General features: G+C 54.5%; 9 protein-coding genes. 1 reads left to right on the top strand and 8 read right to left on the bottom strand.

The window, feature by feature from the left end:
• Positions 1-481: 481 nt before the first annotated feature.
• Positions 482-1255: a pyruvate formate-lyase-activating protein gene (gene pflA, locus F556_RS0116515; protein ID WP_051108728.1), complete on the bottom strand. Its 774-nt coding sequence runs from the start codon at positions 1253-1255 to the stop codon at positions 482-484.
• Between the two features lie 22 nt (positions 1256-1277).
• Positions 1278-3554: a formate C-acetyltransferase gene (gene pflB / locus F556_RS0116510; RefSeq protein WP_020618090.1), complete on the bottom strand. Its 2277-nt coding sequence runs from the start codon at positions 3552-3554 to the stop codon at positions 1278-1280.
• A gap of 361 nt (positions 3555-3915) precedes the next feature.
• On the opposite strand from pflB, the gene F556_RS0116505 reads away from it, so the two are divergent.
• Complete coding sequence (locus F556_RS0116505; protein ID WP_020618089.1) at positions 3916-5148, top strand: acetate/propionate family kinase; 1233 nt, start codon at positions 3916-3918, stop codon at positions 5146-5148.
• A gap of 1340 nt (positions 5149-6488) precedes the next feature.
• On the opposite strand, the gene F556_RS0116495 is transcribed toward F556_RS0116505, so the two are convergent.
• The 6 genes from F556_RS0116495 to F556_RS0116470 form a co-directional block, all read right to left on the bottom strand.
• On the bottom strand, positions 6489-8834 hold the full coding sequence (locus F556_RS0116495; protein ID WP_020618087.1) for a glycoside hydrolase family 3 N-terminal domain-containing protein: 2346 nt from the start codon (positions 8832-8834) through the stop codon (positions 6489-6491).
• Positions 8835-8883: 49 nt separating this feature from the next.
• Entirely contained in the window at positions 8884-10461 is a 1578-nt protein-coding gene (locus tag F556_RS0116490; RefSeq protein ID WP_020618086.1) for a response regulator, read from the bottom strand.
• Entirely contained in the window at positions 10403-12238 is a 1836-nt protein-coding gene (locus tag F556_RS0116485) for a cache domain-containing sensor histidine kinase (protein ID WP_020618085.1), read from the bottom strand. Before F556_RS0116485 ends, F556_RS0116490 begins: the two co-directional genes overlap by 59 nt.
• 47 nt (positions 12239-12285) lie before the next feature.
• Positions 12286-13119, bottom strand: coding sequence for a carbohydrate ABC transporter permease (locus tag F556_RS0116480; protein ID WP_020618084.1), 834 nt, complete (start codon positions 13117-13119; stop codon positions 12286-12288).
• A 16-nt stretch (positions 13120-13135) separates the two neighbouring features.
• Entirely contained in the window at positions 13136-14011 is an 876-nt protein-coding gene (locus tag F556_RS0116475; RefSeq protein ID WP_020618083.1) for a carbohydrate ABC transporter permease, read from the bottom strand.
• Between the two features lie 111 nt (positions 14012-14122).
• Positions 14123-15433 (bottom strand): extracellular solute-binding protein, encoded by a 1311-nt coding sequence (locus tag F556_RS0116470; protein ID WP_020618082.1) that lies wholly within the window; start codon positions 15431-15433, stop codon positions 14123-14125.
• Between the last annotated feature and the right edge of the window lie 86 nt (positions 15434-15519).

Raw genomic sequence — 15519 nt, 5'->3', positions numbered from 1 at the left:
TAGACTTCACCTTAAGGGTGCTCCTCTCTTGGTTGGTGATGTTCTCGACAAACACCATTCTACTAAAGATTCGGGCACTCTTTTATGTTTTTATGAGACTTCACTTTCGTAATTCACGTTAAACATAAGAAAAAGAATATTTTAATTGAGGGTAGGGTGGCCATGTTAAGAAGGTCAGTATCGCAAGTCCCGTTCTTCGTGACTTTCGTGAGTTCTCGTTTTCGTAGAGGTTCCATCTGTAGTTAATAGACTTGAACATGAATCTAATTATAAGCTCTAAGATTTTTCTCTTGCCAGGGGTTATTTCGCGGTCAGTATGCTATCGAACCCCACTCGATGGGAGTCTTTCCCTTAATACTTTGTGGGTTCTGGTTTGAACATCACGGTTCATATTAAATGCCGACTTCCATTCTCGCTCCTTATTCACTTATATCTCGCCAGTCCATCGCTTCAAGTTATTTAGCTCACCTTCACCTTTACCTCACTTGCCAAACGTTCCAGTGGCCCAGACCTCGGCAGCGTTCAAGTTACCTGCCAGATGTCGTCCTTCTTCAATGTGTGCTCTGGCTCGCTCGACCTCCTCAGGTTCAGGCTCCGGCACGCCTTCCAGCGGATAATCAAGTCCGAGCGCCTGCCATTTAAAGACGCCCATCCGATGGTACGGTAGCAGCTCCAGCTTCTCCACCGAGCCTAGCTCCGAGACGAATTGGCCCAGCAGCCTCAGGTCCTTGGGCTCATCCGTTACGCCGGGAATCAGCACATGGCGGATCCAGATGGGCTTGCCGATCTTCGTCAGATGCCTGGCAAAACGATGGATGCGCTCATGCCGTTGGCCGGTCAGCCGCTTGTGGCGGCCAGCGTCCATCTGCTTCAGATCGAGCAGAACGAGATCGGTCGCGTCCAGCAGCTCGGCGGCCCGGCCAGGGTCACAGAATCCGGACGAATCCAGCGCCGTATGGAGCCCCCAGCGACGTTTGCATTCGCGGAACAGTCTCGCTACAAAAGGGGCCTGCAGCGTCGGCTCACCACCAGTGACTGTAATGCCGCCTCCCGAGCGCTGATAATAGGCAACGTAGGGTTCAATCTCCGCCAGCACCTCTTCGACCGTTACTTCACTACCACCAGCCATACTCCACGTATCGGGATTATGGCAGAACTGACAACGCAAGGCGCAGCCCTGCATGAACAACACAAACCGGATACCCGGACCGTCCACCGTACCGAAGGTGTCCATCGAGTGGATTCGTCCTTTCATCATGACCTTGACCTCCTTTCCGTTACACCTTGCCGTGGAACGTCCGATTGATCACATCGAGCTGCTGCTCGCGGGTTAGCTTGATGAAGTTGACGGCGTACCCCGAGACCCGAATGGTCAGCTGCGGGTATTGCTCTGGATGCTCCATAGCGTCAATGAGTTGATCGCTGTCAAACACGTTGATATTGAGATGATGTCCCGAGCTGCCGGCATACCCGTCAAGCAACGAGACCAAATTACTGACCCGAGCCTGCGGCTCCTTGCCCAGCGCCCGAGGGATCAGCGAGAAGGTATTGGAAATCCCATCCTGGCAGCTGTCATACGGCAGCTTGGCGACGGAAGCTAGCGAGGCCAGTGCGCCTTTTTTATCCCGCCCGTGCATCGGATTAGCCCCTGGTGCAAAAGGTACACCCGCACCCCGGCCATCCGGGGTACTGCCGGTTTTTTTGCCATAGACCACATTCGATGTAATGGTCAGCACCGACATGGTGGGGAGCGAATCGCGGTACGTCTCATGCTTGCGCAGCTTCGCCATGAAGGACTCTGTCAGCTGTACGGCGATGTCATCGACGCGAGCGTCATTGTTGCCGTATTGCGGGTACTCCCCTTCGATTTCGAAATCAACTGCGATGCCGCGCTCGTCCCGGACGGGACGAACCTTCGCGTAGCGGATCGCACTCAGCGAGTCGGCAGCCACTGACAATCCGGCAATGCCGCAGGCCATGGTTCGGAGGATGTCGCGGTCGTGCAGCGCCATTTCCAGACGCTCGTAGGCGTATTTGTCATGCATATAGTGAATGACATTTAGCGTCTGAATGTACAGCTCTGCCAGCCAATCCAGCACCTCATCGTAACGCGCCATCACCTCTTCAAAATCCAGCTGCTCGCCAGCGATCGGGGCTCTGACCGGACCGACCTGAAGTCCCAGCTTCTCGTCGACTCCGCCGTTAATCGCGTATAACAGGGCTTTGGCCAGGTTGGCGCGGGCGCCGAAGAACTGCATCTGCTTGCCGATCCGCATCGCCGACACACAACACGCGATGCCGTAATCGTCGCCGAAGATTGGACGCATCAAGTCATCATTTTCGTATTGAATCGCGCTTGTTTCAATGGAGACTTTGGCACAATACTGCTTGAACCGCTCCGGCAGCTGCTCCGACCAGAGTACCGTCAGATTGGGCTCCGGCGCCGGCCCCAGATTGTAGAGGGTATGCAGAATCCGGTACGAGCTGCGGGTCACCCGCGTCGAGCCATTTTCCGCCATGCCACCGATCGATTCTGTCACCCAGGTCGGGTCGCCGCTGAACAGCTCATTGTAATCCGGCGTTCTCAGAAATTTGACAATCCGCAGCTTCATGACGAACTGGTCCATCAGCTCCTGCGCTTCTTGTTCGCTCAGTACGCCTTCGTTCAAATCCCGCTCCACATAGATATCCAGGAAGCTAGATACCCGGCCCAGACTCATGGCTGCTCCGTTCTGCTCCTTGATGGCTGCCAGATAGGCAAAATACAACCATTGAAATGCCGTCTTCGCAGAGGTGGCCGGCTCCGAGATATCGTAACCGTAGGCTGCGGCCATCGCCTTCAATTCCCCAAGTGAGCGAATTTGCTCAGAGAGCTCTTCCCGCAGCCGGATCACCGGCTCCGACATCGGTTCGCGCTCCAGCTCCTTCAACTCCTGGCGTTTGCCTGCAATCAACCGATCCACACCATAGAGCGCCACCCGCCGATAATCCCCAATAATACGGCCACGGCCATAGGCGTCAGGCAAACCAGTGATGATTCCTGCTTTACGCGCATTACGCATGTCCGCAGTGTAGACATCAAAGACGCCCTGGTTATGCGTTTTGCGGATTTCAGTGAACAGGTGGACAAGCTCCTCCGGGAGCTCATAGCCGTAAGCTTTACAGGCATCCAGCACCATCTTGATCCCGCCGAACGGTTGAATGGAGCGCTTGAGCGGCGCATCTGTCTGCAGGCCAACAATCTGCTCCTTCTCCTTGTCGATATAGCCAGGGCCATGCGACGTGATCGAGGAGACAGTATGCACATCCACATCCAGTACACCACCGCGCTCCCGCTCCAGCTTCATTAATTGCTGCAATTGGTTCCACAGGCTTGTGGTGGCCTCCGTTGGTGGTGCGAGGAACGACTCATCGCCGGTGTATGCCTTTATATTCTGATCCAAAAAATCCTTCACATCGATCCGCTGCTGCCAGGCGCCCTCTACGAAGCCCCGCCATGGCCCCTCGGCTGACGCTCCGGTCCGTGGTCTCAGTTCCGCTTCTTTCATCGCCATGTCGATTCATCCTTTCGCTGATGGCAGATGACCCGGCCGCCTGTCTGACTGTAAGCCCTGGGGGCGGATCTCTGCGCTGTGATTTCTATTACTGTTCTCAGTTTACCCTCTCAGCCACCCCTTGTATGTGAAAATAATCACAAGTAAACGTGACTTTTTTTACTTGGTTTCGTCGCGGTTCTGTCACTGCGGGCTGTGTCATTCCTCACAGTACGGTACAGGGATATTTGATGTAATAAAATCAGACAGCGACTGCGGTACGGGATGTTCCTGCGCTTGGTCACCTCCTGCGCCGCAGCCTTGCCAGCCACCAGCTTCATGCTGAGGGGCTGCAACTACTTAGCGGATGGGAGAGAGAAATGTGAACATACTCGTTATCAATTCAGGCAGCTCTTCATTGAAGTATCAACTCTATGACATGATTGCAGAGACTATGCTGGTTAAGGGACGAATGGAATGTATCGGTAGCCCGCAATCCTTTATGCTCGAACAAGGACAGCATGGTCCCGAGCGCAAGGAGCATTTGCCATTGCCTGATCATGCGGCGGCGCTGGCAGTCATGTTGAGCAAGCTTACGGATCCAGAGCATGGCGTCATTCACAATCTACGGGATATTGACGGGATTGGCCATCGCATCGTGCATGGCGGCGAGACCTTTACAGCTGCAACCTTTATAGATGAACAGGTAAAAACACAAATCCGTGAGCTGTACGACCTGGCGCCGCTCCATAACCCTGCCCATATGACAGGTATCGAAGCTGTTGAACAGCTGTTGGGCTGCGTACCCCAGGTCGCCGTGTTCGATACCGCCTTTCACCAATCTATGCCTGCATGTGCCTACCGTTATCCAATTGCCAAGGAATGGTACCGTAAGCATGGCATTCGCCGCTACGGCTTTCACGGCACCTCGCATGAGTATGTCAGTGAACAAGCGTCCCTCCTGGTGCAAACCCCGCTGGACGAGCTCAAAATCGTCTCCTGCCATATCGGCAACGGCGCAAGCTGCACCGCAATTGAAAATGGCCGTTCCGTCGATACAAGTATGGGCATGACGCCCCTGGAAGGTCTCATGATGGGCACCAGGACAGGCGACATCGATGCAGCCATCCTCCCCTACCTCATGAAAAAGGAAGCCCTCGACTGCGACACGGTCAGCAGCATGCTGAACAAATCCAGCGGTCTTCTCGCCGTCTCCGGAAGAAGCGGCGATGTCCGCGAGGTCAGCCAGGCCGCCGACTCGGGCGATGCCGACGCCAAGCTGGCGCTGGAGATGTACGAGTACCGCATACGCAAATATATTGGCGCTTATGCCGCTGCCATGAACGGCCTTAACACGATTATTTTCACCGGCGGCGTTGGCGAGAACGGAGCTGCGCTACGCAGTCGCATCTGCCGCAACCTCTCCTACCTGGGCGTCGCACTCGACGAAAATAGCAACCAGCGCTCCAGCAGTGGCGCCCGCTTGATCTCGGCCCCCTACTCCAGCGTCTACGTCATGGTCATCCCCACCAACGAAGAGTGGATGATCGCCAAACAAACCTACGCCCTCCTGCACGAGCAGCAGCCCTACCGGATGCCTGAGCCAGTGGGCTAACTGGCGCCAAGCCTGGTGGCTCGATTGGCGGGCGCATAGTGCTGGGCGCGGGCGGGGTGCTACAACGAAAGAAACTTGCCTTCGAGCGGCTGGCTTGGCGAGTGCATGCGCTACAACGAAAGAAACTTGCCTTCGAGCGGCTGGCTTGGCGATTGCATGCACTGCAACGAAAGAAACTTGCCTTCGAGCGGCGGGCATGGCGAGTGCGTGCGCTGCAACGAAAGAAACTTGCCTTGGAGCGGCTGGCTTGGCGAGTGCGGGCGCTACAACGAAAGAAACTTGCCTTGGAGCGGCTGGCTTGGCGAGTGCGGGCGCTACAACGAAAGAAACTTGCCTTGGAGCGGCTGGCACGGCCAGTGCATGCGCTACAACGAAAGAAAGTTTACTTGGAGCGTTGTGCAGGGTCCGTGCGGGGCTCTCTAACTAAAGAATGTTGGAGCGCTGGGCATGATGCGTGCGGGGCTCTCTAACTAAAGAAAGTTTACTTGGAGCGCTGGACAGGGTCCGTGCGGGGCTCTCTAACTAAAGAAAATTTACTTGGAGCGTTGTGCAGGGTCCGTGCGGGGCTCTCTAACTAAAGATGTTTACTTGGAGCGTCTAGCAGGGTGCGTGCGGGGCTCTCTAACTAAAGAAAGTTTACTTGGAGCGCTGGACAGGGTCCGTGCGGGGCTCTCTAACTAAAGAATGTTTACTTGGAGTGCTGGGCAGGGTGCGTGCGGGCTGCTCTAACTAAAGAAAGTTTACTTGGAGCGCTGGGCATGATGCGTGCGGGGTGCTCTAACTAAAGAATGTTTACTTGGAGCGTTGTGCATGATGCGTGCGGGACGCTGTAACGAAACTAGGTATCTCTATTCGCTCCTCATGTAGCGATTTGGAGGTCTGGACGAATCTGGGTAGTCTTATTACGGGGATTTAATCACTTTTGGGCACGTTTTTGCACCAATAAGAAGATGAAGTTTCGTTAGAGTGCGCATCTGCCTCTTTATGCCGCAATAGCGTTCTGTGGTTTCGTTAGCCTTAGCGACGAGCAATTGCATTGACTCGCGCCCCTCATTTCGTTGAAATAGCGATCTGCAGGTTCGTTAGCGCAGCAACTAGTAGCTGCAATGAACTCGCGCCATTCTGGTCGCTCAATTAGCGTTCTGTAGTTTCGTTAGCCTAGCGACGAGCAATCGCACTGACGCGTGCCCTCATTTCAGCGACGCACAATAATAGCAGCATGCGGCAGCCACGTGCAACAGCGGCTAGCAGATGGGGCAAGATGAGGCTGGCAGCGACAGCGTCCACACGCAACAAGAAGGCCCCGACCATCCCGGTCGGGGCCTTTCCTTGTGCATAGTTTAAACCAGATGCAGCGCGAGCTCCTGGGCACTGTCGGCGTTTGAGCCGACCAGTACGCGGAGGTGGCATGGCTCCACGGCGAAGCGCATCTGACGGTTCCAGATCGCGAGCTCGTTTTTGCCCAGCGTCAGTGTCACAGTGGTCCGCTCGCCCGGGGCCAGAGCGACCTTGCGGAACGCCTTGAGCTCCAGCAGACGACGGGTGACAGTTGAACGCGACGCCTGGATGTAGAGCTGCACCGTCTCACTGCCTGCCAGCTCCCCCGTATTGGCTACCTCGACACTGACTTCGACGGTAGCTCCGGCTTCAATGTCAGCAGCACGTACCTCCAGGGCACCCTCGCCGCCAGCTTCAACTACCGATCCACTAGCATCTGCTGCACGCAGCGCATCATACGCAAACGTTGTGTAGCTTAAACCAAATCCGAACGGATACAGCGCAGTCTCTTCCATATCCTTGTATGGACGCGAACGGCCGAGGTTCTTGCGGTTGTAGTAAATCGGCAGCTGAGCCGAGGAGCGTGGCAGCGACACCGGCAAGCGGCCGCTCGGGTTGACCTCGCCGAACAGGATCTCGGCGATTGCCCGGCCCCCCTCAGTGCCAGGGTACCAGCCGCAGAGGATCGCCCGGCAATGCGGTTCAATCGCACTCAAGGCATGCGGCCGACCCTGGATAATCACAGCCACAACCGGCGTTCCGGTTGCTGCCACAGCCTGTACCAGCTCCTCCTGGACGCCGCCCAGTCCCAGCTCAGCGAGGTCAACGCCTTCGCCGCAGTCCATGTCCGACGGTGGGCCGTCAGCGATAATCGCTTCCCCGTTGCTGTCGAACACCTCGTCGAAGCGACGGGCGCTGCTGCCGCCAATGACCAATACGGCCACATCCGCTCCCATGGCCGCCTCAACTGCTGCCGCGAAGCCCGAACGGTCATCGGTCCGCACCGTACAGCCTTGCTCGTACTGGACCTCGACGCCAGCCGGAGCCAGATCCCGGATACCCTGCAGCACCGTAACGCCCGTGCCTTCGGCCTGAATGCTCGTGTAGTCACCCAGCTGATGATACAGTTGATCCGCGTTGGGACCAATTACTGCAATCTTGCGCGACTCTCCGCTCAGCGGCAGCACGCCGCCTTCATTGCGGAGCAGCACAGCAGCTTCACGGGCAAGCGCCAGATTGGCCTCTACCGCTTCCGCCGACTTGACCCGCTTGGCTGGCAGCTCCTCATCCGTATACGGGTTGTCGAACAACCCGAGACGGTACTTCAGCGTCAGCACCCGGCGCACAGCCTCGTCCAGGTGAGCAGTATCCACCAGCCCCTGCTCCACGGCCGCTTCCAGTGTCGTGAACGCCTTGTCCCACAGACTCAAATCGACACCCGAGGAGAGCGCGAGCGCTGCTGCCGAAGGATAATCTCCGGTCAGTGCCAGCAGCCGGTCAACCGCCGTACCGTCCGCCATGATGAGACCGTCGAAGCCCCACTCCTCCCGCAGAATCCCGTTCAACAGTTCAGGGTTCGCGTGACAAGGAATACCGTCGATCTCGTTATAAGCCGCCATGAATCCCGCTGCACCAGCCTCGCTGCCAGCCTGTGCCGCTGGCAGATGGACCTCGCGGAGCTCGCGCTCGCCAATCGGTGCAGGACCCGCATTATGTCCACCCTGGCAAGCGCCCTGCGCGCACAGATGCTTGAGAATGGCCGCGACTTTGTTGTCATCCTTGAGCTGACTGGCCTCCGTACCCTGAAGTCCGCGTACAACAGCTGTCGTGAAGCGGGCAGCCAGATGCGGATCCTCGCTGTAGCATTCCTCCGAACGCCCCCAACGCGGCTCATGCAGCATGTCCAGCGCAGACACCAGACCCAGATGCGCCCCGCGTGCCCGCAGCTCAGCCGCTACGAGTCCATAGGCCTGCTCCGCCAGCTCAGGATTCCAGGTCGAACCGACCGCCAGGTTGACCGGCAGCAGTGTACCGTCCAGTGCCTGATGCCCGTGCGGGCACTCCTCGGAGAGCAGCACTGGAATGCCCAGACGGGTATTCTCGATCACATAGCGTTGAATTCGATTGGCAAAACGCGCATTGTCCATCGTCGGTATTCCTGTCTTATATGTAACCGCCGACCAGGGGTCAGCACGGAACAGCCCGTACAGCGCGCCCATGCCGCCGCCCCAGGCGACGTGTTCTTTAAATGCCTCGCTTAGCTCCACTTCCGAACCGGTACGCGTATAAGCGTCCCAGCCATACATATGCTGATTGACTTGACCGACTTTTTCCTTCAGCGTCATCCGTGAGAGCAGATCCTCTACCCGTTCTTCCGTGGTGTGCGCTGCATTCTTATAGATATCCATGATGCCTCCTGTTCAACTCCTGATGATATAATTGTCTGTTCCGTGCCCACTACCCTTTGACATTCATGGCCCGGTATTCCTTGGGTGTCATGCCCGCCACCGACTTGAACACCGACACAAAATACTTGTACTCCCGGTAGCCAACCTGGTCCGCAATCTCAAACACTTTGTCGTGCGTTGTTGCGAGCAGCTGCTTGGCATGGCCGATCCGAAGCTCATTCATGTACTCAGTGAAGCTCTTGCCCGTATGTTTCTTAAAAATATAACTAAAATAGCTTGGCGTGATTTTCAGCCAGGAAGCGACTTCAGAGGCTTTGAGGTCGGTACGCGAATGCTCCCGCATATAGCCAACCGCCTTTTCGGCAATCCAGTTGGATTTCTCCTTCGCACCCCGGTCTACAAGCTCCAGCAGCTGCTCCACCTCATTGGCAGCCAACTGGCGGATGCTCTCGTAGGAATTGTACACATGTAGATCAATGGGCGTCTGACGGCTACTCTCCACCTCGCTGAGACCACTTTGACGGAGTCGTTGGCGCAGCAGCACCATCAGCTCTTCATACACCTTGGCCGCTTCATGCAACAGCAGGCAGTGGTCCTGCAGGGTGTCAAACAACTGCATGACCTGCGAGCGAACCTCCACAGCATCTTTGCCAAATAGAGCCGTCGTCACCAGTTGCAGCCACTCCTGATCATGAAACTCCGTCAGCGGCTGACGCCGCAGCCGCGCCTCATACGAGGGCAGCAGCACCGCCTGCTGTTCCAGCACATAATAGGAGAGCAACTGCCTTGAGATCTGGTAGGCCATGGTCGTTTCCTCCAAGCTCTCGTAGGCAGGAGAAAGGGCGCAATACATCGGCTTGACACCCGGCCAGCTGCCCATCATCGCCTCCAGCTCAGCCTCCCACCATCCCTCATCATGGCTGGCCTCGTCCACAATAAGGGTTACCATCAGGTTGAGGTTATCAAAGACCGACATGGAGCGCAAGCCTCTTTCCTGCAATCCCTCGCGAATGGTGCCGGACCATGACTCCAGCAGCGCTTCATAGTCATCCGCAGACAACTCGGCATACGTTTCGGCAAACGCGGACAGCTGGCTCGTTAAAATCCGGAGTTTGCCACCCTGCCACAACCTGCGGTCCGGCGCTGCGGCCTTGGAGGGCGTTCCCCGGATAGCTGCTGTGAACCAGAGCAGGTCCTCTTCACGTGTACCGATCCGCTTGGTCTTGCGAATCTCGCCCGCTACCCGCTTCACGACCTCTACAAGCGCATCGATGTCCACTGGCTTGAGCAGATAGTCGAAAACTCCGAGCCGCACCGATTGCCGGGCGTACTCGAAGTCCTCGTAACCACTCAAAATAATAATTTGCGTATTCGGGTGACTCTCCTTCAGTTGTTCAGCTAACTGAAGACCGTTCATGCCCTCCATACGAATATCGCTAATCAGCAAATCAACGTGCTGCTCTTCGACGATTTCCAATGCCTGTTCGCCATCATACGCTTCACCTACGACCTCAATGCCGATCGAAGCCCAATCAATGGTCATGCGCAAGCCCTGGCAGATTACCGGTTCATCGTCCACGACCAGCATCCGGATCACTTGATCCTGCGGTCTGTGCAAGTTGCTCATGTTCTTCGCCCTCCCGTCGGCTGGTTCTGGGAATAATGAGGCGCAGGACTGTGCCTGCTGGCGTACTGGAGACAACAGACAACCCGTAACCTTCCCCGAAGTAGATCGATAGCCGTTCATGTATGTTCCGGATCGCCCCGGAACGCTCCTGACTCTCTAGCGCTCTGCCGACCAACATCTCCTGGATCGCCTCCAGCTTGTCGGGGGCAATACCCGGACCGTTGTCCTGTACATCAATCCAAACCTCGTCACCCACTGCGTAGCAACGCACGGTAATGACATTATGGGCGGATTTGCGGCTGACGCCGTGCTTGATATAGTTCTCTACCAGCGGTTGAATAGTCGTCTTCAGAATTGATACATCCGCTAGATCGTATTCCATATACAGCGCATATTGGAATCTTTCGCCCAGCCTCCGCTGCTGCAGGTACAGATAGGACTGCACAAACTGCAGCTCCTGACCAACCGTCGATACATAATGCCCTCCGCCAATACTGGAACGGAAGAAGCGCGAGAGGGTTTCAATCAGGTGACTCGTCTTCTCCGCCTTCTCCAAGCGGGCGGTCCAACGAATCATATCCAGTGTATTATAGAGGAAGTGCGGATCCATCTGCTGCTGCAGCAGCCGCAGCTCTGACTCGCGCTCCCGCAGCTCCTGCTTGTATTTGTGTTCGATAAGCTCTTTGATCGTCAACACCATCTCATTGAATTTGCGGTTCAGATCCGAAATCTCGTCATGAGAATCAACCGGCAGCTGAGCACTGTAATCGCCTAGCTTGACCCGATTCGTCTCGTTCTTCAACCGCAGGATCGGCCGGATAATCGTATAATGGAAGCCGAATAGCGCCAGCACCCCCAGCATTAAGACCAGGGACAGGATCATCGTCATGACATACCGGACGCCAGCCGATTGGGCATTCACGTACGATTCCGGAACCGCTGTAATAATCGTCCACCCCGTCGTGTCCATCGTCCGAGTAAACGTCAGGTAGGGCTTGCCCTTAGCATTCAGCATCATATACCTCAAGCCCGCTTGGTTCATCGTTGCGAGCGCTTCACGCGGGTCAAATCCCGGAGGCGCTTCCACTTGGGAATGCAGGACATAATTGCCCTCCCGGTTCAGCACATGCACACTGCCGCCTTCCCGGTACACCTGATTCTGCAACAACCTGGCAATCTGCGCCTGGTCCATACGAATCGTCAGATCGCCTTGCGGATTCGTAATGTTAGGGTACGCATTCAGAACGCGAAACAGGGACACCACATGGATCTCCCTGTTCCAGCCGCTCGGGGCATTATACCCTTCACTCCATACGATGCCGCCTCTGCGCTTGGCTGCGAGTTCGAGCCATGGCTCCTCGGCACCATTGATCGGCTCGCCGATGCTAATGCTATTGCCGTTATAACCACGGATATCCACAGAGCGGATATACGACTTGGACATCAGATGGAAGGTCAAGAACCCTTCTACATCATCCTTCGCCCGTTCCGTAGCAACGGTGTACTCGCGGGCACCCGGCCGGAGATACGTATTCAGCGCCGGACTGAAGATCAGATAGTTGGCGATATCCTCAACCAGGGCCGTCTGCTCTTCCAATTGTCCAGCTACCGAATCCAAATTCCGAATCGTTGCATTGACATACTGTTCCCGCAAAATATCTTTAAATTTGGTCTGCACCATCACACCGACACCCAGTGTAGGAAAAATGACCAGCAGCAAGAAGATGACAAACGCTTTGCGTTTGAGCCCGAAATTCTGCATCAGACGCAGCTTCATACCCTGTAAGCCCCTTTCTCCATTCCAGGTGTGGCGGCCTCAATCCACTAGCCTTTTACTGCACCAGCAGTCATTCCGTTAACCAACTGCTTCTGCAGCAGCAGGTAGAAAATAATAATCGGAATAAGTGCAATTGTAAGGGCCGACATCTGTAGCGTCAAGCTTGCCGTCTCGATACCGACGAAACTGGCGATACCCAGAGGCAGCGTTTTGATCGCTTCTTTACTGATCAGAACGAGGGCGAACAGATATTCATTCCAGTTGTAAATGAAGTTCAGAATGAGTACGGTCGCCATAGCCGGCCGGGTAATCGGCAGGATGATTGACCAGAAAATCCGGTAAATGCCTGCACCATCCATAACCGCCGATTCCTCAAGATCCTTGGGCAAGCCGCGCATGAAGCCTTCCAGAATGAAGATCGTGAGGGACAGATGGAATGCCGTGTAAGGCAAAATCAGTGAAGCATAGGTATCCAACAGACTCAGGTTCTTCATAATCATGAAGATCGGAATCAGTGTAGCATGAATCGGTACCAGCATCCCAAGCAGGAACACGGCGTAGGTAAAGCCTCTCAGCTTGAACTTGAAGCGCGCCAGGAAGAATGCCGCCAGCGAGCCAAGAAACACGGTTACAATCAGCGAGCCGAAGGTAACGATCAAACTGTTCATAAAATACGTGCCCATATTGGCGACTTCCCACGCTCGGGAATAGTTCTCCCATTGCAGCGCATTCGGCATGGCAAACGGACTGGCCGCATGCTCACTCTCCGTTTTGAAGGAGCCGACAACCATGTAGAACAAAGGCACAATATTAAATACCGCAACTAAAAACAGGAACAAATAAGATACTATACTTGCCAATGGCGATCTTTTTTCAATCATGGGGATTCCTCCTTCCTTAGGCGTCTTTTTCGCGTCCGACTTTATTGACCAGAGACACAACGATCAGACTGAATAGCAAGATCAGGATCGACACGGCACTACCGAAGCCGAACTGTCTGCTCAAGAACGCCGCATTGTACATGTAGACGGTCATGACTTCCGTCTGATGCGCCGGACCGCCGCCCGTCAGAATCTGAACCAAATCGAAGACACGGAAGGAGTTACTGATACTGTAAATGACAGCCACCAGAATGGTTGAACGGATCATTGGTACTGTAATACGGAAAACCCGATGCAGTCCAGTCGAACCGTCCAGCTCAGCCGCCTCATTGACCTCGGCAGGGATGTTCTGCAAGGCTGCCAGGAAAATGATCATGTACAACCCGAAATTCTGCCAAATATAAGCGACACTCAGGGAAATCATCGACCAGGACGGATCGCCCAACCAGTTGCGCTGCCAGCTCTCCAGACCAATCAAACCAAGGAAGCCATTCAAAAATCCATATTCGGTATTATAGATCATGCCCCAGATGAGAGAGACCATGACCGAGGAGATGACAACGGGGAGAAAGCTGACCGTCCGGAAAAAGCTCGCACCCTTGAGGCTGCGATTTAGCAGCAGGGCAATGGCAAGACCAAGCGGAATCTGTCCAACGAGACCCGTCAACATAATGATGACGTTATTTTTGACAGACAGCCAAAAGATATCGTCTCCGAAAATTTTCGTGAAGTTGTCAAAACCGATAAATACTTTATCCGTAATGCCGTCCCAATTAAACAAGGAATAATACAATGACAATCCAATTGGTACGACAGCAATTCCGATATAAATAATCAAAGACGGAAGCAGACCTAAGAAAATGGCAAGCTTCGTCCGTTTTAATGTATGCATCAGGCGTCCTCCTGTTCTGCCAGCAGGCCCTTCAATGAAGAAAACCCGCTTGTCGGGTTTTCTTCATTGGGCTTGTGTGTAGTTGTGTCGGCAGCCGTTTAGCGAACCGAATTATTGGCCAAGTGCGTTTTGCGTGTCTTGCGCTACACCTTCAGGCGTGCCTCTGCCAACTGTCAAAGCTTGCAATCCGTTTTCGAATTCTTTGGCAGCAGCTGTAGGGATTACTGCATCGAATACCGGTGTCGAGCCTTTGCTTGTCAGCTCCATCATCTCTTTCAGATATGGGCTGGCATCTTCAGGAATTTCGATGTCAGCAGGAATCATGATGCCGACGCTAGTCAGGTCTTTGTACAGATCTTCACTTACGAAGTACTCCATGAACTTCAGAGCAGCGTCATGCTTCGCTTGATCGAGCTCGCTCTTGATCGCGATACCGAACTGGGATACACCAGCAGCAATACCTGGCTCACCCGCTCCGCCTTCTACAGCCGGGAACAGGGCAATACCGAATTTGTCGCCTTCTTCGTTGTTGATGCGGATCCGGCCGTCAACAGTGGCGGAAGAGATGTGCATCGCCGCTTTACCTTGAATCAGGTAGTCCTGCGCTTGTACGGAATCCATGTTGTTCGCATCCACGTTGAATGCTTCCAGCTTGGTCAACTCGTCGATAACAGCCACAGCTTTGACGAATTGCGGATCATTGAAGTCTGCTTCGCCGTCCACTACCTTTTGCAGGAAATCAGCACCGGCAAAACGTTGCGTCAGCACGGACATGTACGACGATTGCAGAGGCCATTTTTCTTTGTTGCCCAGAGAAATTGGCGTGATGCCTGCTGCTTTCAAATCTTGAATCATCGTGATGAAGCCCTCGTAGGTGTCCGGGAATGTATCGTGGCCCGCTTGAGCCAGCAGTTCTTTATTGTAGTAAATGATGTCTACAAAGTTTTGTTTGGTAGGAATGGCATATTGATTGTCGTTCTTGCTGTAGCCAACCAGGGAGCCTTCACGAACCAATCCATCCCAGTTGTCCATATAATCGTTCAGCGGATGAAGCAGGTTGCCGTTAACGAGAGGATCAAGGTCAGCGCCAGGCCATACGACATTAATGTCAGCCAGATTGTTTGCTGCTGCTTGGGTGAACAATTTGGTTTTGTACTGCGCCGCAGCTACACTGTCCTGCTCGATTTTGATACCTGGATTCGCTTCTTCAAAAGCTGCGATCCGTGCTTTATAAACGTCGTTGTCCGGGTTTGGAGCTGTCCAAGGATGCATCATTGTCAATGTAACTTGGTCCCCGCCGCCGCTGCCGCTTTCGCCACCGTTGCCTTCGGAATTACCGCCGCCGCCGCATGCGGAGACAAACGCCATGACTGCAACCAGTGTAGATAGCATTGTGACACGAGCTGTTTTACCTTTTTTCATGTCTGAACCCTCTTTTCGCAAGATTTGTGTTAGTTAACTTGACCTTCTATGAATGTTTTTCAATCAAGTTATGTTATATACGTAGT

It is taken from the genome of Paenibacillus daejeonensis DSM 15491 (assembly GCF_000378385.1).
Taxonomy (GTDB): domain Bacteria; phylum Bacillota; class Bacilli; order Paenibacillales; family Paenibacillaceae; genus Paenibacillus_D; species Paenibacillus_D daejeonensis.
This window is presented reverse-complemented; position numbering and strand designations above follow the sequence as displayed.